This is a genomic window from Dendronalium sp. ChiSLP03b, from assembly GCF_034531165.2.
Taxonomy (GTDB): Bacteria; Cyanobacteriota; Cyanobacteriia; order Cyanobacteriales; family Nostocaceae; genus Dendronalium; species Dendronalium minutum.
This window is the reverse complement of sequence record NZ_JAVRBR020000104.1, coordinates 45,648-66,811: the sequence shown is the minus strand read 5'-3', so window position 1 is coordinate 66,811 and position 21,164 is coordinate 45,648. Positions and strand designations below refer to the sequence as shown.

Sequence of the window (21,164 nt, the reverse complement as noted above, 5' to 3'; positions counted from 1 at the left end):
AAAGCCTAAATTAATATGAATCATGATGCTTTTATTGTTCCGCCAAGCTCAAAGATTTCTCTGCAAAAAAACTACGATCCAGCTTATAAGATAGATTTTACCGAAAAAAACGATGCAGCCATAAAATTGCAAACAGATATTGAACGAATAGCAAAATACCAAGATATTCTCTATGCTCAAAACACATATGCATTACTAATTATTTTCCAGGCTATGGATGCTGCTGGCAAAGACAGCACAATTAAACATGTAATGTCTGGCGTGAATCCCCAAGGATTTCAGGTATTTAGTTTTAAAGCTCCAAGTGACGAAGAATTAGACCATGATTACCTATGGCGAAACATGAAAGCTTTGCCAGAACGCGGTCGTATTGGTATATTCAACCGTTCATACTATGAAGAAGTGCTAGTAGCACGGGTTCATCCAGAAATTCTTAAAAAGCAACAACTGCCTGAAAATCTTAAAGGAAATCAGATATGGAAACAGCGCTTTGAAGAAATCAATAATTTTGAAAAATATTTAGTGAATAATGGTATCATTGTTCTCAAGTTTTTTCTCAATGTTTCCAAAGCGGAACAGAAAAAACGCTTTCTAGCTCGGATTGACTCGCCAGAAAAAAATTGGAAATTTTCAGTCAGCGATGCCCGTGAAAGAGGTTTCTGGGATGATTATATGGATGCTTACGAACAGGTTTTTAATCACACTAGCACTTCGTGGGCACCTTGGTATATCATTCCTGCCGATCGCAAATGGTTTACACGTCTGGTAGTATCTGATATTATCTGCACTAAATTAAAAGAACTCAATTTAAAATATCCCACTGTCAGTGATGAATATAAGCAGCAGCTTGTGCAAGCAAGGTCTATGCTGGAGCAAGAGGATTAACTCGAACAACTTAAGAATTAAATATAAAAAATGCTGAGTACTGTAAAAGAATGCATAATATTTGTAAGGTCATAAGTGAATTTTAAAACTTAAATTCTTTTATATCTATTTGTAACGAAAGACTTTGGCTGATAGTTACAGCCAAGAAATTATGACAGAAATGGCAGAAAATGCCAAAAATCATCCACCTCAATTTCCTAACACTGCCTTTGATGTTGTCGCTTTAGCAGCTTCTGCGGGTGGGCTGCCTGCTCTGACGGAGCTACTATCAAGATTGCCCGAAGATTTTAAAGCCGCGATCGCCGTTGTCCAACATCTCGCTCCCCAGCATCGCTCGCTAATGGCAGAAATCCTCAGTCGCCAGACTTCTCTGAGAGTTAAGCAAGCGCAAGAAGGAGACTACCTGGCTCCAGCAACAGTTTACATTGCCCCACCCGACAGTCACCTCTTAGTCAACAGCGATGGCACACTTTCTTTAACTAAGTCAGAATTAGTACATTTCGTGCGTCCCTCAGCTGATTTGTTATTTGAATCTGTTGCAGCTAGCTACAAAGACCGAGCGATCGCCGTGGTGCTAACTGGCACTGGCAGCGACGGGGCTATGGGCATACAGGCAATCAAAAAAATGGGCGGCATTGCGATCGCTCAGGACAAAACAACTGCCGAGTTTTTTGGAATGCCCTTTGCTGCTATTCAAACCGGTGATGTCGATTTCATTCTGCCTGTACATGAAATATCAGCAATATTAGTAACTTTAGTTACTTAATGGGGGAGAAAAGGGCAGCAACGCGCTCATAATGAGATCGTCGTGAATTGAACTGGGCGAGCAGGGAGACAAGGGGAGATGGAAAGAGAACCAATCAAAAGTCATAAAGACTTGAAAGTGTATTAAATGGCTTTTGATTCAGCTATGAAAATTTTTGAAGCATCTCACAAGTTTCCAATGAGGAATATTACTCCCTGATGACCAAATTCGTTGGTCTAACGCTCTTAACAAGAAAGCCCAAAAACACCTCCCCTCTGCCCCCTTCCTGACCTTATGACATCCACAGACAGAGATCCCGACTTTGAAAATCTACTGACATATCTCAGACAAAGCCGAGGTTTTGATTTCACAGGTTATAAGCGTTCAACTTTGATGCGTTGTGTACGCAAACGAATGCAGTCATTGAATTTAGAAAACTTTGGGGATTATTTAGATTACCTAGAAGTCCATCCTGAAGAATTCAACTTTTTATTCAACATTATCCCAATCAACGTTAGTGGCTTCTTGCGAGATGCTTCAGCTTGGGAGTATCTGGCAGAACAAGTACTGCCTAATTTAATTAGACGAAAAAATAGTTCTGACCAGATCCGGATCTGGAGTGCTGGCTGCGCTTCGGGAGAGGAAGCTTATACCTTAGCAATACTGATGGTTGAACTGTTAGGAGCAGAGGAATTTCGCCAACGGGTGAAAATCTACGCCACAGATGTAGATCGAGAAGCTTTAAACCAAGCTCGCCAAGCGGCATATTCAGCTAAAGATATCCAGGTTTTACCAGCAGAACTGCGGCAGAAATATTTTGAAACCGTTGGTAACAACTATGTCTTTCGCCAAGACTTACGTCGCTCGGTAATTTTTGGTCGCCACGATCTACTGCAAGATGCACCAATTTCTCGCTTAGATTTGTTGGTCTGTCGCAACACATTAATGTATTTTAATTCTGAAACTCAGGGGCGGATTTTGGCTCGGTTTCACTTTGCGCTGAATGATACGGGCTATCTTTTTTTGGGTAAGGCAGAGATGCTGTTGTTGCATAGCAATCTTTTTACACCCCTAGACATAAAAAATCGCATATTTACTAAAGTATCGACAACCAATCTGCGCGATCGCCTGCTAGTTATGGCCCATACAGGAGATGATGAATCTAGCAGCCGTTTATCTCGGCACATCCGACTGCGAGACTCGGCTTTTGATACGACAGCACTTGCCCAAGTAGTAATCGATTTTAGTGGTACACTTATACTAGCAAATGAGCAGGCACGCACTTTGTTTGCCCTCTCCCCCAGAGATTTAGGTCGTCCCTTTCAAGATTTGGAACTCTCTTATCGACCAATAGAACTGCGATCGCTAATTGAACGAGCTTATACTGAACGCCGTCCCATCAGGCTGACAAATGTGGAACGTTATATATCCAACGCAGAAATGCAATATTTTGATGTGGGGATTACGCCTTTGCAAGATACCGACAACACGCTCTTAGGTGTCAGCATCACTTTTCATGATGTCACCCGCTACATTCAACTTCAAGAAGCGCTACAACCTTCCCAGCAGGATTTGGAAACCACTAACGAAGAGCTGCAATCCACCAATGAAGAATTAGAAACCACCAACGAAGAACTGCAATCCACCAATGAAGAATTAGAGACGATGAACGAAGAACTGCAATCTACCAATGAAGAATTGCAGACAATTAATAACGAGTTGAGTCAGCGCACAACAGAACTCAACCGCACAAATGTTTTTCTCATCTCTATCCTTAGAAGTCTCCAAACGGGAATAGTGGTGATTGATAATAGCTTTAACATACTAATTTGGAATTACATGGTAGAGGATCTTTGGGGATTGCGAAAAGACGAAGTACAAGAAAAGTCTTTGTTCAGTCTCGATATTGGTCTACCTGTTGAGCAATTGCGATCGTCCATCCGCGATTCTCTATCCGGCAAAAGCCAGTTCCAAGAAATGATCCTAGATGCTACAAATCGTCGAGGCAGACACATCAAATGCTATATCGCTATCACTCCTCTGACTGGTACACAGGTAGAAGGAGCAGTTTTGATGATGGTGGATGTAGAAAGAGTCAGTAGTATGATTTCTACCCAAGAAATTGAGGAACGGCGACAGCAGCAGTAACAGCCAGCAGAAGGGGGGAGGCAAATGACACAGAACAATTTGGAACAGGCAATTACAGGGGCGCATCAGCGATTAGAAAATCTATTACAACGTGCTTCTAAACCTGAAAATCATTCAAGTAAGCAGGATTATCCTGTAGAACTGTTGCAAGAAGCGATCGCTGAAATCTCCATTTCTTTAGAAGAACTACATGCCCTCACAGAAGAGCTACAAGAACAAAATGAGGAATTGATATCTACCCGCGAGCTTGTGGAAGCAGAACGCCAGCGTTACCAAGATTTATTTAACTTTGCTCCAGATGCATATTTAGTGACCAATGATACTGGCATTATCCAGGAAGCGAACTATGCAGCAGCGCAGTTATTCAATGTGCGTCAATCTTACTTGATCGGCAAACCACTTGCTGTCTTTATATATCAACCAGAACGACAAAAATTTCGTCAGATGGTACAGCGGTTGCAACAGCAGGGGCAAATCTGCGGACAAGAGTTATGGATGTATCACAATGACGGCAACATAGATTTTCCTGCTGAAGTGACAGCTGCCATTACAGAAGCAGATAGCGAAGGCACAAATAGTTTACGCTGGTTGCTGCGGGATATAAGCGATCGCTACCGAACAGAACAGAAAATTCGCGAACAAGCGGCCTTATTAGACATCACAGCAGATGCAATTTTCGTGCGAGACTTGCACAATCAAATCTTATTCTGGAACAAGGGTGCAGAAAATGTGTACGGCTGGCGAGCAGAGGAAGTTTTAGGAAAGAACGCTGAGCAACTTTTAATTAGAGTCACAAAAGAAACTTCACCTCAACTTGCAGCAGCTCTAAAAACTGTTATTGAGCATGGTTCGTGGCAGGGTGAGTTATGCAAAGTCAACAAATATGATGAAACGATTGTTATTGCCAGTCGCTGGACACTAATGCGCGACCCCGCAGGCATACCCAAATCTATCCTCACTGTTGACACTGACATCACCGAGAAAAAACAACTCGAAACTCAGCTTTTTCGCAACCAACGCTTAGAGAGCCTCGGCACTCTTGCTAGCGGTATCGCTCACGACCTGAACAATATTCTGACACCGATGATGACAGTGGCTCAACTGTTACCCCAGAAACATCTGCAAATTGATGAAAATTCACAACAAATGTTGAAGTTACTGGAAATTAATGCTAGAAGGGGATCTGATTTAGTCCAGCAAATTTTATCGTTTACCCGTAATTGTGAAGGCAAACGCACAATCGTGCCGATATCGCAGTTGATAGAAGATGTTGAGCAGATTATTAAATGCACATTTCCTAAATGCATTGATATAAATACAACTATACCAACAGACCTAGGTGTTGTTCTAGGAGATAGCACCCAACTGCATCAAGTGTTAATGAACTTAGCACTCAATGCTCGTGATGCTATGCCCAACGGCGGTAGGTTGCATATTTCAGCTAGCAAATTATTTCTTGATGAAAACTATACTAAAAAGCACATCGAGGCAAAAGTTGGTCGCTACATTGTAATTACTGTCACTGATACCGGAGTAGGCATTTCCCCAGCAATCATCGATAAGATTTTTGACCCCTTTTTTACCACTAAAGAAGTGGGTAAAGGCACAGGTTTGGGCTTGTCTATAGTTATTGGCATTAGCAACAACCACGGTGGTTTTGTAGAAGTATCCAGTGAGATAGAAGTTGGTAGTAAATTTAAAGTTTACCTGCCCAGCAGCGAGGGCAGCATAGCCCCAGTAGTACACAAGACACAATTGCCAGTAGGACAAGGAGAATTAATTTTAGTTGTCGATGACGAAGCAGCAATTACTCAAATTACCAAAACTACACTGGAGATTCACAACTATAGAGTATTGACTGCTCAGAATGGCATTGAGTCCCTTGCTCTCTACACCCAGCACAAAGACGAGATTAAACTAGTGCTGATGGATATGATGATGCCATCAATGGCTGGAGGCACTGCAATCCGCACCTTGCAAATCATCAACCCGCAAGTGCAAATTATTGCCATGAGTGGATTGGCATCTGCTGAAGCCTTAGCACAAGCTATAGGTAATGGTATCCACGGTTTTTTAACAAAACCCTTCACTGCTAATGAATTGTTAAACTCTGTACAGCAGATACTAATACCAAGTGCTGAATGCTGAGTGAAGAGTTGAAATTTTTCGGCGTTGCATAGTTGCGGGATGATTTAGCAACTTCTAAAATTCTCTCCCTGCTTACCCCAATTCATCCCCCTGTTATGCAACGCCATTTTTCCCTACCCCTCTGCTCTCCGCCCCTCTGCTCCCTGTGCCTCTGACTTGAAAGTAGGGGCGAACGGCTAAGTCAAACAATAGGCAATGAGGAGTTCGATAATTACATTAATTATTGGAATCAGGTAGCCGCATGAACATGATTAAACCAGAGGTTGCATCTTATGGATCTTGGCGATCGCCCATCACAACAGACTTGATTACCGCACGTACAATTGGACTGGGGCAAATTGCTCTCGATGGCGAAGACATTTACTGGAGCGAGTTACGACCCTCAGAGCAAGGCAGAACTGTGGTAGTAAGACGGACTGCAAATGGTCAAATTCAAGATGTCACACCTGCTCCCTTCAATGTGCGTACCCGCGTTCATGAATATGGCGGTAGCTCTTTCCTCGTGGTTGATGGCACTGTTTTCTTTACTAACTTTGCCGACCAACGCATTTATCGTCAGGATGTTGGTACTGAACCACAAGCCATCACTCCTGAGACAGCTATGCGCTATGCAGATGGTATTTTTGACCGCCAACGTCAGCGAATTATTTGTGTATGTGAGGATCGTACAATTGCTGGACGCGAGGCTATCAATACACTGGTCAGTATAGAACTAAAGAAAGATAGCCAACCCCAACTGCTAGTATTTGGGAACGACTTTTATGCTTCGCCCCGCCTCAGCCCTGACGGATCTCGTTTGGCTTGGCTGACCTGGAACCATCCAAATATGCCATGGGATGGTACTCAACTTTGGGTTGGGGAAGTGAAAACAGATGGCTCTTTAGGAGATACTCAACAAATTGCGGGTGGTTTAGATGAATCCATCTTTCAGCCAGAGTGGTCGCCGGATGGGAACCTTTACTTTATCTCTGACCGCACAGGTTGGTGGAATATATATCGCTGGCAAGATGGGAATGTAGAATCGCTGACGGACATGAAAGCGGAGTTTGGTCGTCCTCAATGGCTTTTGGGTATGTCTACTTATGCTTTCGAGTCAGCTAATCGTATTATCTGCACTTATACTCAGCAAGGTACTTGGCATTTAGCTAGTCTTGACACGACTACAAGTCAACTGAAACCACTGGCAACACCATACACCGAAATTGGGGCTATCCAGGCAACTCCAGGAAGAGTGGTTTTTCGTGGAAGTTCTCCGACTGAGTTAACAGCTATTGTGCAACTAAATTTAACTACTGGAATAGTGGAAGTTCTACGTCGTTCTAGTGATGTGACAATTGATGCTGGTTATCTTGCCATGCCTCAGCCAATAGAGTACCCGACAGCCGATGGGCAAATAGCGTATGCTTTATTTTATCCACCGCAAAACCGCGATCGCACCGCTCCTGAAGGTGAGAAACCTCCTTTAATTGTCAAAAGCCACGGTGGCCCAACCGCAGCAACTTCTAGTAGCCTCAACTTGAGCATCCAGTATTGGACTAGTCGAGGCATCGCGATTCTTGATGTAAATTACGGCGGTAGTACGGGCTATGGACGGGAGTATCGACAAAGATTAGATGGTCTATGGGGAATCGTAGATGTGGATGATTGCGTTTTTGGTGCGCGTTATTTGGTGGAACGAGGAAAAGTTGATGGCGATCGCCTGGCAATTTCTGGGGGAAGTGCAGGTGGTTATACAACGCTTTGTGCCTTAACTTTCCGCAATACTTTTAAAGCCGGTGCTAGCTATTACGGGGTCAGCGACCTGGAAGCCTTAGCGCGAGATACACACAAGTTTGAGTCGCGGTACTTGGATCGTTTGATTGGTGCTTATCCCCAACAGCGTCAACTTTATCAACAGCGATCGCCAATCAATTTTACTGACCGTCTTGCCTGTCCAGTAATTTTTTTCCAAGGGCTAGAAGATCGGGTAGTTCCACCCAACCAAACTGAAGCAATGGTTACAGCCTTGCGCGCTAAAGGTGTGCCTGTGGCTTATGTTCCCTTTGAAGGCGAACAGCATGGCTTCCGCAAAGCCGAAAATATCAAATCCTCCCTAGAAGCAGAACTCTACTTCTATTCACGTATTTTCAATTTTGAACTTGCTGAACCAATCAAATCAGTAGTAATTGAAAATCTGTAGGTAGGAATTATATCATATCCGGTTGAAGACTTATCATTGGGACTGCCTTGCTCGGAGGGCTTGGTTAGTCCTTATTTTAAGTACTGATTATTACAATATTTTTGTGTAGTTGTCACGGAAACCACTTCTACTTCTATCGGTTTTTCTTTAGTTCCGTTAATGATAAACTCGCTAGCTCCTTCATGAGGTTTTTTAGTCTTTCCCCAATCGTAGGTATAACCCAAACCTGTCCAGGGATAATTTTCTTGACTGCCAACTGCATAAGAAGCTGTGTATATCTGCTGCAAAACAGGATAACTTGCAGGTACAGGTATAGGTAAAACTTGACAAATAGAATCATTAATTTCTGGGTCAATACATGGTCTGCTTAAGTCTTCGGCTTTGACCCACATTTCTACAAAATGCGTTTTGTTTGAGTTTCTATTTAAAATTAAACCTAAATACTGTTGTAACCTGAGCGAAAGCATAATGTTGCCAGGAACATTTATCCCTATTCCTCTACAATTTTGACAAAATTCTTTCACTTGAGGAACTGCTGTTAACCAAGTCTGATTTTCTATACTTTTTTTAGAACCTATTTTCCAATCCTCACTGGGATTTTTTACATATTTCCAACTTGCCATCAAATATTCAACTTTACCGTTATTTTCTCGCGATTTTATTTGAGAATTACTTGTTGACAATGACCAAAGATTTTTTATTACTTTATCTTGGCTTGGTTTTTTAGCATTCTCAATAGCTCCCTGTAACTGTTGTTGCAAAAATTTGTAACTTTCTGGTTTGTTTTTCTCTAGATACTCATTGACGTTTGGGTTTGTTTCTGATTTTTGGCTTAATAACTCCTTGTTTAAGGATTGCAGATTCTCCAGAGGAATTTCTTTCGCTGACAAACTTGAATATCCAACTGCTAAACAAGCACTTGTTAAGCCTAAAAATAACCGATTCCAGTTTTTCATCACAATATCCTGTAGTAAATGCCAAATCTGATCTAAAACATGAGTTCAACTCAAACATTGAATCTGATTGTATATTTATGTCAAGCTAATATACTGTTATATTTTATGTTTTTAATTTAACTAGTGTGTATAAAAATTAACATTTTTATCTAGTTGGTATTGTTTTGCGATCGCACCGACAGAAGCTAAGCAACTACAAGGGTTTTGCGATTGCTTCACTTCGTTACGTACCCTACGGGAAGGCGTTCCGCCAACGCAATGACGTATCACAACTAATTTAGCGGACATGATATTACGCATAAATCGCTATTATGCTTCATTTATCGTAGACGCGCAGCGGCAAGCCGCAGACTACCGCCAATAATTTGTAGAGTGTGCGTCAGTCCTAATATCGTTTCCGTAATCAAGTCTAAATTTTTTGTTTATTTAATTTAGTAGCCATAAACTGAATTATGAAACTCAAACTGATCTTACTAGGATTCGCATTAGCAAGCGTTACTCTTGTTGCTTCCTCAAATATTGCACAGGCCCAATGTCCCCACAAGAAAATAGTGCCTCCTGTACCGCAAACTCGAATCATTCGTCAAGAAAAACTTGGCTATCGCTTTAGCATCCCAAACAACTATAGAACAATGGCATTTCGCAGCGATCAACTGCTAGTACTTGACCCTAATAGTTTTGCTGAAGCACAATGTTTGGTAAAAAATAAAGTGCCTACAGAATTACCCAACAGTATCACTATTTATATAAAATCTGTTAATTCTAGAAACCGTAGTTTAGCCAATGTTATAAAACAAGACAATCCCACAGCCGATAAATTTGAAAATATCAAAGTAGCCAACCAAACTGCACTTAGTTACACCTCTGACACTTTAGGTTTTAATAAAAATGTGTCTTTCTTTACTCCTAAACACACACATCTAATTACTGTTTCGGTTCCGTTTGAAATTGAAGAAGGACGACCTACTAATATCTTTAATAAAGAGGTATTTGATAAAGTGATTTCCAGCTTTACTTTTGTTCGTTGAAATAAAAATTGTTGCTAAGCCGATCGCACTATTTGCGTGTCTTGATGGCGCTGTTGCAATTGATACATATGATTAAACAAGTGCCAGCAATATTCCTCTGGTAGTCCACAGGTAATGGCACCCCGTAAGACAACGTTAAAGTACCAATCATTCGGCGCGATTTCTTCTGCAAGCTTGTTAACTACAGTATAGGTGCGAACATCTTTGTAAACCTGATTTTGGCAGTGAATATCTACTACTTCGTGACAATAAAGCCCTTGGGAAACACCTTCACGTATATCTAGGCATTCACTCAGCCGCCAGGGTAGCTGATAAAGTACGCCTTTTACGTTCGCCTTAGCGTCTTTCACTATATCCAAAACGCCACAATTGCGAGTCGGAGAACAAACATAAAACCCTAATCGATAGTCTTTTAAGATTCCAGTCCCGACGACATAAGGATGGGTATTTTCGCCAAGCGATCGCTTCAAATCCACCGGACACATGCAAGAACCGTAAGCAAAATAGTAGAACATCGGCTCTTGAGGTCGCTTTTGTAGCAGTTTCAACTTGATATTTGCAGGATTATGAGGTTGCACCCAGCTATGGTGTGAGTGTCCACTTTGATTGCTCATCTATCCCTAGAAGTATTCACTACGAGCATAATATTACCATATTAATATTAAGAAATACAACATTATTCCGATAGCTAAACCGTAGTTTTTGGTGATTGGTCATTATTAGAGACGCGATTAATCGCGTCTGTACAATAGTCAGTTGTCAGTAGAGGCGCAATACCTTGGGCCCGTACAGTTGTCAGTTGTTATTCTGCCCTACTCCTTTGCGTGCCATCCTCTTAAAAATCCCCACTCCCCAAGATGTGGGAAATAAATTCAGATAGCGCTATTTTTTTTAAATATATCCAGATAAACTTTTTAGGATTAAAAGGTCAGTAAACATCCATGTCGCAATTTTATTTTGATACAGACAATAACGGACACAAATCTTTTGAATTACCGGGAGCTAGACCGCACTACAATCCGGATCGCCCAGGACAGGTAGAGCATATTTTTCTAGACCTCAGCTTGGATATCGCTAACCAAAGTTATCACGGCAGTTGTAACATTCGCCTATTGCCGATCCGCAATGGCATTGACCGTTTGACTTTGGATGCTGTCAATCTGAATATCCAGTCTGTGCAGGTGGATGAGGAGTCACAAAATTTTGACTACGATGGAGAACAGCTTTCTATCCAACTGTCCCAGCCAACACAGGTTGGTGAACGGTTGTTAATTGCGATCGCTTACTCTGTAGAAAAACCCCAACGCGGTATTTACTTTATTCAACCAGACAAACACTACCCCAACAAGCCCACCCAGGTCTGGACTCAGGGAGAAGATGAAGACTCGCGTTTTTGGTTTCCCTGCTTTGACTATCCAGGACAATTATCTACTTCCGAAATTCGCGTCCGCGTTCCCAAAAACTTGATTGCCATTTCCAACGGCGAACTGATTGACACCCAAAAAGATGGTAATGACAAAATCTACCATTGGTCACAGCAACAAATTCATCCTACCTACCTGATGACTTTGGCAGTAGGCAACTTTGCCGAAATTTGCGATGAGTGGCAGGGAAAACCAGTTACCTACTACGTAGAAAAGGAACGGGAGAAAGATGCCAAACTCAGTATGGGCAAAACTCCCCGCATGATGGAATTTTTGAGCGAGAAGTATGGTTATCCCTATGCTTTCCCGAAATACGCCCAAGTTTGTGTAGACGACTTTATCTTTGGTGGAATGGAAAATACCTCCACAACCCTATTAACAGACCGATGTCTGCTGGATGAACGCGCCGCCTTAGATAACCGCACCACAGAAAGTTTAGTTGTTCACGAACTGGCACACCAATGGTTTGGCGATTTGGTAGTAATTAAACATTGGTCTCATGCTTGGATTAAGGAAGGAATGGCTTCCTACTCTGAGGTGATGTGGACAGAACATGAATATAGCTTAGAAGAAGCGGCATACTATCGGTTATTGGAAGCTCGTAGTTATTTGGGCGAAGATAGCAGTCGCTACCGTCGTCCAATGGTAACGCATATTTACCGAGAAGCGATCGAACTTTATGACCGCCACATCTACGAAAAAGGTTCTTGTGTCTATCACATGATTCGGGCGGAATTGGGAGAAGAATTGTTTTGGCAGGCAATTCAAACATTTGTCCGGGATAATGCTCACAAAACTGTTGAAACAATAGACTTGCTACGGGCAATTGAAAAGGCGACTGGACGTAATCTCGCATTCCTCTTCGACCAGTATGTTTATCGCGGCGGTCATCCTGATTTTAAAGTGACTTACTCTTGGGATGGGGACGCTAATTTAGCAAAAGTGACAGTAACTCAAACCCAAGCCCAAGCAGACAACAATAAATATTTGTTTGACCTGAGAATCCCCATAGGTTTTGGCTATACTCAGCAGAACGAAACTACCACTGATTCAAAACTCAGCACTTTCACAGTGCGGGTGAATGAACGCGAACAAAGCTTCTACTTCCCATTGCAAGAAAAGCCGCTATTTATCAGCTTTGATGTGGGAAATCATTTCCTAAAAACTGTGTCTTTGGAGTATCCAGTACCGGAATTGAAAGCGCAGTTAGAATTTGACCCCGACCCACTTTCCCGAATCTATGCGGCGGAAGCTTTGGCAAAAAAAGGCGGTTTAGAACCTATTAAAGCACTGTCAGCGGCACTGCAAAACGATCCATCTTGGGGTGTACGCATTGAAGTAGCGAAACAATTGGCAGAAATCAAATTGGATCAAGCCTTTGATGGGTTAGTTTCTGGTTTGCAAGATAAAAATGCTCTCGTGCGGCGAGCTGTAGTGCAAGCACTTGCTAAAATCAAAACCTATGAAAGCTATAAGGCTGTGAAAGGACTGTTGCAAGACGGCGATCCTAGCTATTATGTGGAAGCTGCTGCTGCTCATACTATTGGAGCGATCGCATCTGGTAACTTAGAAGAAAAGCCCAAAGAAGAAAAGGTTATCAAGCTGCTGAAATCTGTTTTAGAAGAAAGGGCGGGTTGGAATGAAGTAGTGCGGAGTGGTGCAGTTGCAGGTTTAGCTGAACTCAAAACTTCAGAAGCAGCTTTAAATCTGCTACTCGAATACACCAAACTGGGTGTACCACAACCACTGCGTTTGGCTACAATTCGTGCTTTAGGAAAGATTTCTGTAGGTCAAAGTCCGGTCAACTTGGAACGAATTTTAGAAAGATTAGCAGAACTAGCGAAAGAAACCTTCTTTTTAACGCAAGTATCCGTGGTGGCGGCATTAGGACAAATGGAAACTCCCAAAGCGGGTGCGATTTTGCGATCGCTAGCTGACCAAACACCAGATGGACGTGTGCGCCGCCAAGCTGATGAAGCGATGGCTAATGTCCAAAAAAATGTTGGTACAGAAAGTGCCCTACGTAGTTTGCGTGAGGAACTCGACCAACTCAAACAACAAAACCAACAACTCGTAAGCCGCCTGGAAAATTTAGAGGCCAAAGCCAAATCATAGTTGCAAGAAAGGGGAAGGGGTAAACAGGAAAGGGCAAGGGAAGAATATTCCTTTGCCCTTTAACTTTTTTTGCGTCTAGCCTTATAACAGTTATCAATGAATTAATTACGAATTACCCTTCGGGTGACGCTCGCAAGCTCGCTAACGCTACGCTAACGGCAGTTCCTCTTTGGGGGAACCACCATCGCTCTTAGCGTCTCCCCTTGGGAGAAGACCGGACTGCCTCACGAATTACTTACTAATCTGTTTACAAACAATTTGCATTGCTTTGCCTGGTGAAGAATTGGCTACAAAAGGTATTTCTCCTGTTTTATTATCCTCTTGAAGTAGCTGTCCCTGTGAACTGTAAATAGCGATGTGATTGAGAAACAGGCGTGATTCTTGGCACGATGCATGGAATGTTGTCTCGAAGATGCCATCTTTATACATTCCATAAAGCTTGTATGTCGTACCTCTAATAGTTTCCTTGTCCAGAGCTATACGATTACCCAACTTGTCATGTCCTACTGTGACATATCTTTCCGCATCTTGGGTAATGGCTACGCCAATATCTTCAGCGATCGCAACACCGCTACTCAATAAAACAGCGATCGCACCTACCATACCGCCTATTTTATAAAACATCTGCTTTGAAAATATAAGATTTCCTATATTTCTACTCATAAGCAAAGCAGTTATAACACGGTATAAGCACTGAATTTAAAGTGCGATCGTCTAGAGTATTACTATATAAATTCCCAAAATTTATTACTCTACTTTGTCATCAAACTGTCTGAGAAAGTTGAAAAATTTTGTCATACCTCTCTCAAGAAGGATGATGTTACTCCTTTGCCTCTCGCTATTGTAGTGGATGTGTTTAAGGTGGGGCTTTTAATTCTCTAAGAAAATGTAGTCAAATTCCGAATTTTGGAGAGTTTGTCATTGATAAACCAGTCCCTAGATAAAATTCTGCAAATTTAATTGGTGAATTTATGTGTGGCATAGTGGCAATGTTTTCAGCACAAGAACCAATTTCCGAGTCTTCTTTGAGATTGGGGATGGATTGCTTAAAACATAGAGGCCCAGATGGACAAAAATTCTGGATTTCTGGCGATCGCCGAGTTGCTTTAGGGCATAGAAGACTCAGTATTATTGACTTAATCGGCGGCGAACAGCCAATTACTAATCAAGATGAAACTCTATATATTATTGCCAACAACGAGTTTTATGACTTTGAGCGGATACAGCGCGATCTAAAGCAATGGGGATATCAGCTAACAACTAACTCAGATAGTGAAATTGCCCTCCATCTATACGATGAATTTGGAACACAATGCTTGCATCATTTACGGGGTGAATTTGCCTTTATAATTTGGGATAAACGCAATGAAGTTTTATTTGCAGCACGCGATTGCTTTGGTATCAAACCACTTTATTACACTATTTATGGCGATACTTTATATTTAGCTTCCGAAGTCAAAGCTTTGTTTGCCGCAGGCGTACCAGCTGCTTGGGATCGCGAATCTTTCTGGCAAGATACTTGGGGAGTTTTATCTCCAGACCGCACTCTATACACTAATATTAATCAAGTGCCACCTGGTTATTTTTTACTAGCATCCCGCTCTGGTATCCGCCTGCATCGTTACTGGGATTTTGATTACCCTCCAATTCATGATTTACCTCAATCCAGCCCAGAAGATTACATCGAACAGCTGCGCCATACATTAGATGAAGCTATCCAATTGCGCTTAAGGGCTGATGTGCCAGTTGGTTGTTATCTTAGTGGCGGTCTTGACTCATCTGCAGTGTTAGGAATAGCAGCAACTCATAGTTCCGAACCGATGCAAGCTTTTACTATTGCTTTTGAACATGAAGCTTATAACGAAGAAGCGATCGCTATGGAAACAGCTGCATATTCTGGAGCTAATATCCAGGTTATTCCGATTCGTCAAAAAGACATAGCTGATAATTTTGCCGATGCAACTTGGCATTGCGAAATGCTATGTCTTAATGCTAATACCACTGCTAAGTATCTTTTAAGTCGTGCAGCAAGAGATGCAGGCTATAAAGTTGTACTTACAGGCGAAGGTTCAGACGAAATCTTTGGGGGATATGTTCATTTTCGGCAAGATAAACTACTCCACAATCAACATGGAGAAGATGAGGAAACTATACAACTTCTATTAGAAGAGTTGAAGCAGAAAAATCAAGTCTCAGTTGGTTTGCTTTTTGCCGAAAACGAACCAATTCCGAGATTAAATAGTGTTCAGCGCTTATTAGATTATACCCCTGCTTGGATGCAAGCTTATGCTCAAAGACATCTCAGTTCTGTTCCTTTCTATTCATCAGAATTTATTACCCAATTCCAAGAAAAGGATGTATATCGCATATTTTTTAATCAAATAGATGTACAAGGACAACTCAAAGGAAGAGAGCCTGTAAATCAATCGCTTTATTTATGGTCAAAAACAAATTTAGCTAATTACCTTTTACGGATGTTAGGTGATGGTGTTGAAATGGCACATTCTATTGAAGGACGGCTACCCTTTTTGGATCGTGAAGTTGTGGAATTAGTTCGTAATATGCCCATTTCACTGAAAATTCATGGTCTTACCGAAAAATATATTTTGCGAGAAGCAGCAAAGCCATTCATCACAGATACAGTCTATAATCGCCAAAAACATCCATTTATTGCTCCACCTTCAACTTTTAATCCCAATGAAGCATTACAGCAACTTATCCAAGATACTCTCCGGAGTTCGGTAATGTCTCGCGTGCCCTTCTATAACCAAGCAGCAATAATTCAATTACTTAACCAATTACCTATAATGAATGAAAATCAACGCACTTCCACAGACTTTCTTTTGCTCAGAATGCTAAGTGCTTGCGTTTTGCAAGAAAGATTCGGACTTGCATAAACACCTCTGGAAATAATGATTTCAATTAACAGCAGCTTCTAACAACTCGATTGTTCCAGTATCAGCATCTATTTCAACTTCTAAACCGATTGGCAAGATAAATTTATCCTTAATATGACCAATCATAGAACCATACCAAGCAGGAATACTTAAAGGAAGTATGTGGTCTTGCAATACTTGCATTAAAGTAAACGATGGTTCATCTCCCAGACTACAATCAGTGCATTGTCCAAAAATAAAGCCAGAAATTTGGTTCAGTATGCCAGCATTTTTTAATTGAGTCAGCATCCGGTCTACTCGATAGATATCCTCGTTTGTATCTTCGACAAATAAGATACTTTTGTACCAGGAAGGCAAGTAAGGTGAACCCACCATTGCTGATAGCACCGACAAGTTACCACCAACAAGTTTACCCCTCGCTTTTCCTGGTGCTATTGCCTCGACTCGCACTTCGCTAGTGTTGATATTTTGCATAGTCACTGCTTCACCATCAAAAAGAATGCGTTTGAGATAATCGAGCATAAACGGACTCCAGGTAGACGTAGCGACTGGGCCGTGAAAAGTAATCATCTGACTGCGGGCATTAATTGCTAACAACAGGGATGTAATATCGCTGTATCCCATGATGATTTTGGGATGAGAGCGAATCAAAGGATAGTTGAGTAGAGGTAAAATTCGGTTACAGCCCCAACCACCGCGCACAGTTATAATCGCTTTAACAGAGCGATCGCTAAACATTGCATTTACATCCGCAGCGCGATCGGCATCTTTACCAGCTAAATAGCCATAGCGGTCTAAAATATGCGCCCCAAGTTTAGCTTTTAATCCTAACTCTTTGAGATATTGCTTTACTACTTCGATATATTTGGGTTCAAAAACACCCGCAGGGGCGATTAATCCCACTGTATCACCCACTTGCAGGCGGGATGGTTTGAGGATGGTGTTTGGGGATAGCTCTCCTTGAGCAATCAATGGTGGCATCTGAGTGCCCAAGGTAGCAAGCCCCAAAGTTGTAAGAAATTGTCGGCGATTAATCATGATGGCAGTTATAGTAACATTTGCCACATTCAAATGGGGACAGCAAGAGTCGGCGTGGGTTTTGGAACACTAAAGTTACGGGATGACCGTACTTGTACTAATTCGTAATTCATATGGACGCAAGATGCTTTTGTGCCAGCTATAAACTCTCACCAAACCCTGAAACTTCCTAAGCAATTAATTTGTACTGAAGTGTTAGCTAGTCAAAACTACATTGCCATCCCTATTAAAGATAACGGTTCTGGGATATCAGATGAAGTGCAATAAAGAATATTTGACCACCTATACTTTCCTCCTCTGCTCCCCACAAGTAACCATGCTCTACCCAAAGACTTAATAATCCCTCTCACAGAGAGTATGCTGCTTGTTTGTTGAGCGATAAAGTGAAAAGGAAAGATTTCTAGGTGGTAGTTGTGAATCGTAAACGCTTGATTATCGAGATGGGTATGGGAATAGATCAGCACGGACAAGAGCCAACAATAGCAGCAGCTAGAGCTGTACGTAATGCGATCGCTCATAATGCTTTACCTGGTGTTTGGGAAGTCGCTGGTTTAAGTGACCCCAATGACATGATTGTGGAAGTCCAAGTTGCAGTCCCCTATCCAGAACAAGTTAGAGAAGACGAGGTACTAGCCGTACTACCCTTTGGCAAAAAAACCCTCACCGTTGAATTCGGGGGAATGGTGGTGCAGGGACGAGCTATTGAATCTCTCAACGATAAAAATGATGAAATGTTGATAGCGATCGCAGCTGTGACAGTTCTGGTTGAAAATTAATAGCTAAAACTGCGATCGCTCTTTTAGATCCAACTGAGGACAAGAATAAAAGTTTATTTACAACAGTTCTGGAGCATTCACGCTATTCATATCAAAAGTATTTAGTTTGCAATATTAGGCTGTCAAAAATATAACTATCTCTTGAGACTCTCTCTGTCTAAAAATTGTTTATGTAACATATATAAGGACAGATAAAATAATCGCAACAGGAGGATATGATGACATTAAAAATAGAGACACCGCCAACTTCTAACTATGATACCTCTGAAGAAAAGCAAGAATTTAACTGGCGGCAATGTTGGTATCCTGTCTGTTTTGTTCAAGATTTGCCAAAAGACCGTTCATATAGCTTTTCCTTGTACGACGAACCTTTTGTCATATTCAAAAATCAAGATAGACAACTTGTTTGTTTAACAGATCGTTGTCCTCACCGTGCAGCTAGACTCTCCGACGGACAAGTTATAGACGGCAAAATTGAGTGCTCATACCATGGTTGGCAGTTTAGTACAGATGGTAAATGCCTGCACATTCCTCAGTTACCTGCTGATGCCAAAATTCCTGTTAATGCTTGCGTGTCATCTTTTAAAGTTGTAGAACACCAAGGTATCGTGTGGATGTGGGCGGAAGAAAATAAAACTGCTGTTGATGATGTTATCCCCACCCTAGCAGATTTAGAAAAACCGGGATTTGTCACAATAGACTACATGCGTGACCTCCCTTACAATCAAGGCTATTTCATCGAAAACGTTATCGACCCAGCTCACATTCCTATTAGCCATGATGGCATTATGGGCAATCGAGAAGATGCCCAACCGTTGGCAATGGAAGTTATTGAAAGCTCATATCAAGGAATTCGTGGACGATATAAGAAGATACGTACACCCAATCAGCCTTGGAATCTTTTAGATTTCATTGCTCCCAACTTAATTATTTATCAAATTAAGGTTGAACAACGAGGTTGGTTTGGTGGGATAGCTTTGTATTCCATCCCTGTCGGTAAAGATAAATGCCGAATTTTACTCAGAAATTATGGTAACTTTTTCAATTGGAAAATTAAGTATGCACCTCGTTGGTTAGATCACGTCTTGTTGCGAAACAAAATCTTGGAAGGCGATTTACAACTTGTTGTGCAACAACAAGCACAAATTGAGCGTTTGGGAAAAAATTTGAAAGAAATATATCTACCGCTCAAAACGTCTGACACGTTGGTGCTGGAATATCGCAAGTGGCTAGATAAATTTGGTACATCTTTGCCATTTTATCAAGGCTATTCTTCCGCAAAAAATCTTGGCATGGAGGACTTGAAACAAAATTCAACATCGCAAGACCGATTTTTACAACATACACAAATTTGTAGTTCTTGCAATCGAGCTTATCGGCTAACAAATAGGCTGAAAAATATCTTTGTAGGAGTGGCGATCGCTCTTGCATCTGCGGCTATACTCGTAGATATTTATCAACTAAAAATAGCATTAGTTTCAACTGCTCTTGTGTCAGTTGGTTTAGCAGTTCTTGCCCAAAAAATCAAAATTCAGTTTGAGCGTTCCTACACTCGTCATTAAAATAGTTGTAAGTGTTGAGTAGAGACGCGATTAATCGCGTCTCTACAAGAGTGCTGATTTCCCTAGAGACAAACAAATTGCATCATTTTGCGGTGTATGAATGCGACTGCAAAGTACATCGCGATAATGTCTTTCCAGAGGATTTTTCTTGGATAAACCCGGATTACCAATCAGTTCGAGTCCAATTTCCACAGCGCGAATAGCATTACTTGTAGCCAGATATTTCACTGTTTGCGCTTGTAAACCAACTTTGCTATCGTATTGACCTAGATCGATGTCAGTTGCCAAGCTGTAAATTAGTTGGTGGTTGGCGTAAAGTAATGCCTCGATTTCACCAACAGCTGTTTGAAACCGGGGCAAAGTTGCTAGACTTACACCTAAATTAGTAGGCGATCGCTCATTTAAATACCCAACTAACCAATCTCGTGCTGCCGTCGCTACCCCTTGATACAAGGCACTCAACCACAAACTTACACCCGCCAGTTTTAGTGGATCTGGTGCTGCAAAAGCTTTGAGAGGACGAATATCCAAACCATATTCTCCAGGAATCAAGACATCTTCTAAAATCAAGTCATGGCTACCAGTAGCTCGCATCCCTAAATGATCCCAAGTTTCCTCAATCCTCACACCAGGAAAGTGACGCGGTACAAGGAAACTGCCCACTCGTGGTTCCTCTTCATTTGTCCGCGCCCAAACGACAAAATAACTTAAAATCGGACTGCCCGTAGTGTATTGTTTGTGACCAGTAACTAGCCAGCCATCGTCTGTTTGTTTGGCGATCGTTGCTGGTAGTCCTCCTCTAGCTGGTGTGCCTAATTCCGGTTCCACACGGGCAGCATTGAGTAGAGCAATACCTGCTACTGACTCCCGACACAGCCGTTCGTAAACTGTGGGATGCCAACGACGAGTCTGGGCAGCGTTGGCATGTTGGAGGTAGTGCATTGTCAACACCAAAGCCGTAGAAGCATCACCACTAGCTATCTTTTCAATTACTTGACAGACAGTAGGGTACCCTGCATCTTGACCACCAAATTCTTTGGGAACGGTGAGACTTAACAGTTGTGCTTTATGGAGAATCTCAAAATTCTCGAAAGGGAAAGAACCGTCGCGATCGTGGGCGGCAGCACGACTAGCAAAATCAACTGCTAGTGACTCGACCAGTTCCAACAGATTGGGGCAAGATGTTGTAGTAGCTGCTAAAACGGGAGATTTTGACATTTGACTTTCAACTCCTACCTTATGGAGACAGTGCTAATTGCATTT

General features: G+C 41.8%; 17 protein-coding genes. 11 read left to right on the top strand and 6 right to left on the bottom strand.

Annotated features, from left to right (window positions below; all coding sequences use genetic code 11):
- The first annotated feature begins 15 nt into the window (after positions 1 to 15).
- The 5 genes from RMY31_RS24470 (at position 16) to RMY31_RS24450 (ending at position 8,105) form a co-directional block, all read left to right on the top strand.
- On the top strand, positions 16 to 885 hold the full coding sequence (locus RMY31_RS24470) for a polyphosphate kinase 2 family protein (RefSeq protein ID WP_322661044.1): 870 nt from the start codon (positions 16 to 18) through the stop codon (positions 883 to 885).
- Positions 886 to 1,036: 151 nt separating this feature from the next.
- Positions 1,037 to 1,651 carry a chemotaxis protein CheB gene (locus RMY31_RS24465; protein ID WP_322661159.1) on the top strand — a complete coding sequence of 205 codons (615 nt, stop codon included), beginning with the start codon at positions 1,037 to 1,039 and terminating at the stop codon, positions 1,649 to 1,651.
- A 273-nt stretch (positions 1,652 to 1,924) separates the two neighbouring features.
- A complete protein-coding gene (locus RMY31_RS24460; RefSeq protein WP_409878294.1) occupies positions 1,925 to 3,778 on the top strand; it encodes a CheR family methyltransferase in 1,854 nt (617 codons plus the stop codon).
- Between the two features lie 24 nt (positions 3,779 to 3,802).
- A complete protein-coding gene (locus RMY31_RS24455; protein WP_322661048.1) occupies positions 3,803 to 5,926 on the top strand; it encodes a PAS domain S-box protein in 2,124 nt (707 codons plus the stop codon).
- 241 nt (positions 5,927 to 6,167) lie between these two features.
- Positions 6,168 to 8,105, top strand: coding sequence for a S9 family peptidase (locus RMY31_RS24450; RefSeq protein ID WP_322661050.1), 1,938 nt, complete (start codon positions 6,168 to 6,170; stop codon positions 8,103 to 8,105).
- Positions 8,106 to 8,176: 71 nt separating this feature from the next.
- On the opposite strand, the gene RMY31_RS24445 is transcribed toward RMY31_RS24450, so the two are convergent.
- Both RMY31_RS24445 and RMY31_RS24440 read right to left on the bottom strand, forming a co-directional pair.
- Positions 8,177 to 9,061, bottom strand: a complete 885-nt coding sequence (locus RMY31_RS24445; RefSeq protein ID WP_322661051.1) for a hypothetical protein — start codon at positions 9,059 to 9,061, stop codon at positions 8,177 to 8,179.
- 120 nt (positions 9,062 to 9,181) lie between these two features.
- Positions 9,182 to 9,349 carry a hypothetical protein gene (locus tag RMY31_RS24440; protein ID WP_322661052.1) on the bottom strand — a complete coding sequence of 56 codons (168 nt, stop codon included), beginning with the start codon at positions 9,347 to 9,349 and terminating at the stop codon, positions 9,182 to 9,184.
- A gap of 164 nt (positions 9,350 to 9,513) precedes the next feature.
- Between RMY31_RS24440 and RMY31_RS24435 the strand changes: the two genes are divergently transcribed.
- Positions 9,514 to 10,089, top strand: a complete 576-nt coding sequence (locus RMY31_RS24435) for a hypothetical protein (RefSeq protein WP_322661055.1) — start codon at positions 9,514 to 9,516, stop codon at positions 10,087 to 10,089.
- A 14-nt stretch (positions 10,090 to 10,103) separates the two neighbouring features.
- Here the strand turns inward: RMY31_RS24435 and RMY31_RS24430 are convergent, their stop codons facing one another.
- Entirely contained in the window at positions 10,104 to 10,703 is a 600-nt protein-coding gene (locus RMY31_RS24430; protein ID WP_322661057.1) for a gamma-glutamylcyclotransferase, read from the bottom strand.
- 327 nt (positions 10,704 to 11,030) lie between these two features.
- On the opposite strand from RMY31_RS24430, the gene RMY31_RS24425 reads away from it, so the two are divergent.
- Positions 11,031 to 13,628 (top strand): M1 family metallopeptidase, encoded by a 2,598-nt coding sequence (locus RMY31_RS24425; protein ID WP_322661059.1) that lies wholly within the window; start codon positions 11,031 to 11,033, stop codon positions 13,626 to 13,628.
- A gap of 231 nt (positions 13,629 to 13,859) precedes the next feature.
- Here the strand turns inward: RMY31_RS24425 and RMY31_RS24420 are convergent, their stop codons facing one another.
- Positions 13,860 to 14,252 (bottom strand): hypothetical protein, encoded by a 393-nt coding sequence (locus RMY31_RS24420; protein WP_322661060.1) that lies wholly within the window; start codon positions 14,250 to 14,252, stop codon positions 13,860 to 13,862.
- A gap of 347 nt (positions 14,253 to 14,599) precedes the next feature.
- On the opposite strand from RMY31_RS24420, the gene asnB reads away from it, so the two are divergent.
- Complete coding sequence (gene asnB / locus RMY31_RS24415; RefSeq protein ID WP_322661062.1) at positions 14,600 to 16,525, top strand: asparagine synthase (glutamine-hydrolyzing); 1,926 nt, start codon at positions 14,600 to 14,602, stop codon at positions 16,523 to 16,525.
- 21 nt (positions 16,526 to 16,546) lie between these two features.
- Here the strand turns inward: asnB and RMY31_RS24410 are convergent, their stop codons facing one another.
- Positions 16,547 to 17,566: an LD-carboxypeptidase gene (locus tag RMY31_RS24410; protein ID WP_322661161.1), complete on the bottom strand. Its 1,020-nt coding sequence runs from the start codon at positions 17,564 to 17,566 to the stop codon at positions 16,547 to 16,549.
- Between the two features lie 129 nt (positions 17,567 to 17,695).
- On the opposite strand from RMY31_RS24410, the gene RMY31_RS24405 reads away from it, so the two are divergent.
- The 3 genes from RMY31_RS24405 to RMY31_RS24395 all read left to right on the top strand — a co-directional run bounded on the left by RMY31_RS24405 (position 17,696) and on the right by RMY31_RS24395 (position 19,901).
- Positions 17,696 to 17,830, top strand: a complete 135-nt coding sequence (locus tag RMY31_RS24405; RefSeq protein ID WP_322661064.1) for a hypothetical protein — start codon at positions 17,696 to 17,698, stop codon at positions 17,828 to 17,830.
- A 146-nt stretch (positions 17,831 to 17,976) separates the two neighbouring features.
- The gene (locus RMY31_RS24400) at positions 17,977 to 18,339 is read left to right on the top strand and encodes a Lin0512 family protein (protein ID WP_322661066.1); all 363 of its coding nucleotides are present in this window, start codon (positions 17,977 to 17,979) and stop codon (positions 18,337 to 18,339) included.
- A 215-nt stretch (positions 18,340 to 18,554) separates the two neighbouring features.
- Complete coding sequence (locus RMY31_RS24395; protein WP_322661068.1) at positions 18,555 to 19,901, top strand: Rieske 2Fe-2S domain-containing protein; 1,347 nt, start codon at positions 18,555 to 18,557, stop codon at positions 19,899 to 19,901.
- A gap of 42 nt (positions 19,902 to 19,943) precedes the next feature.
- Here RMY31_RS24395 and RMY31_RS24390 read toward each other — a convergent pair whose 3' ends face one another.
- Positions 19,944 to 21,119, bottom strand: a complete 1,176-nt coding sequence (locus tag RMY31_RS24390) for an acyl-CoA dehydrogenase family protein (protein ID WP_322661070.1) — start codon at positions 21,117 to 21,119, stop codon at positions 19,944 to 19,946.
- Positions 21,120 to 21,164: the final 45 nt, after the last annotated feature.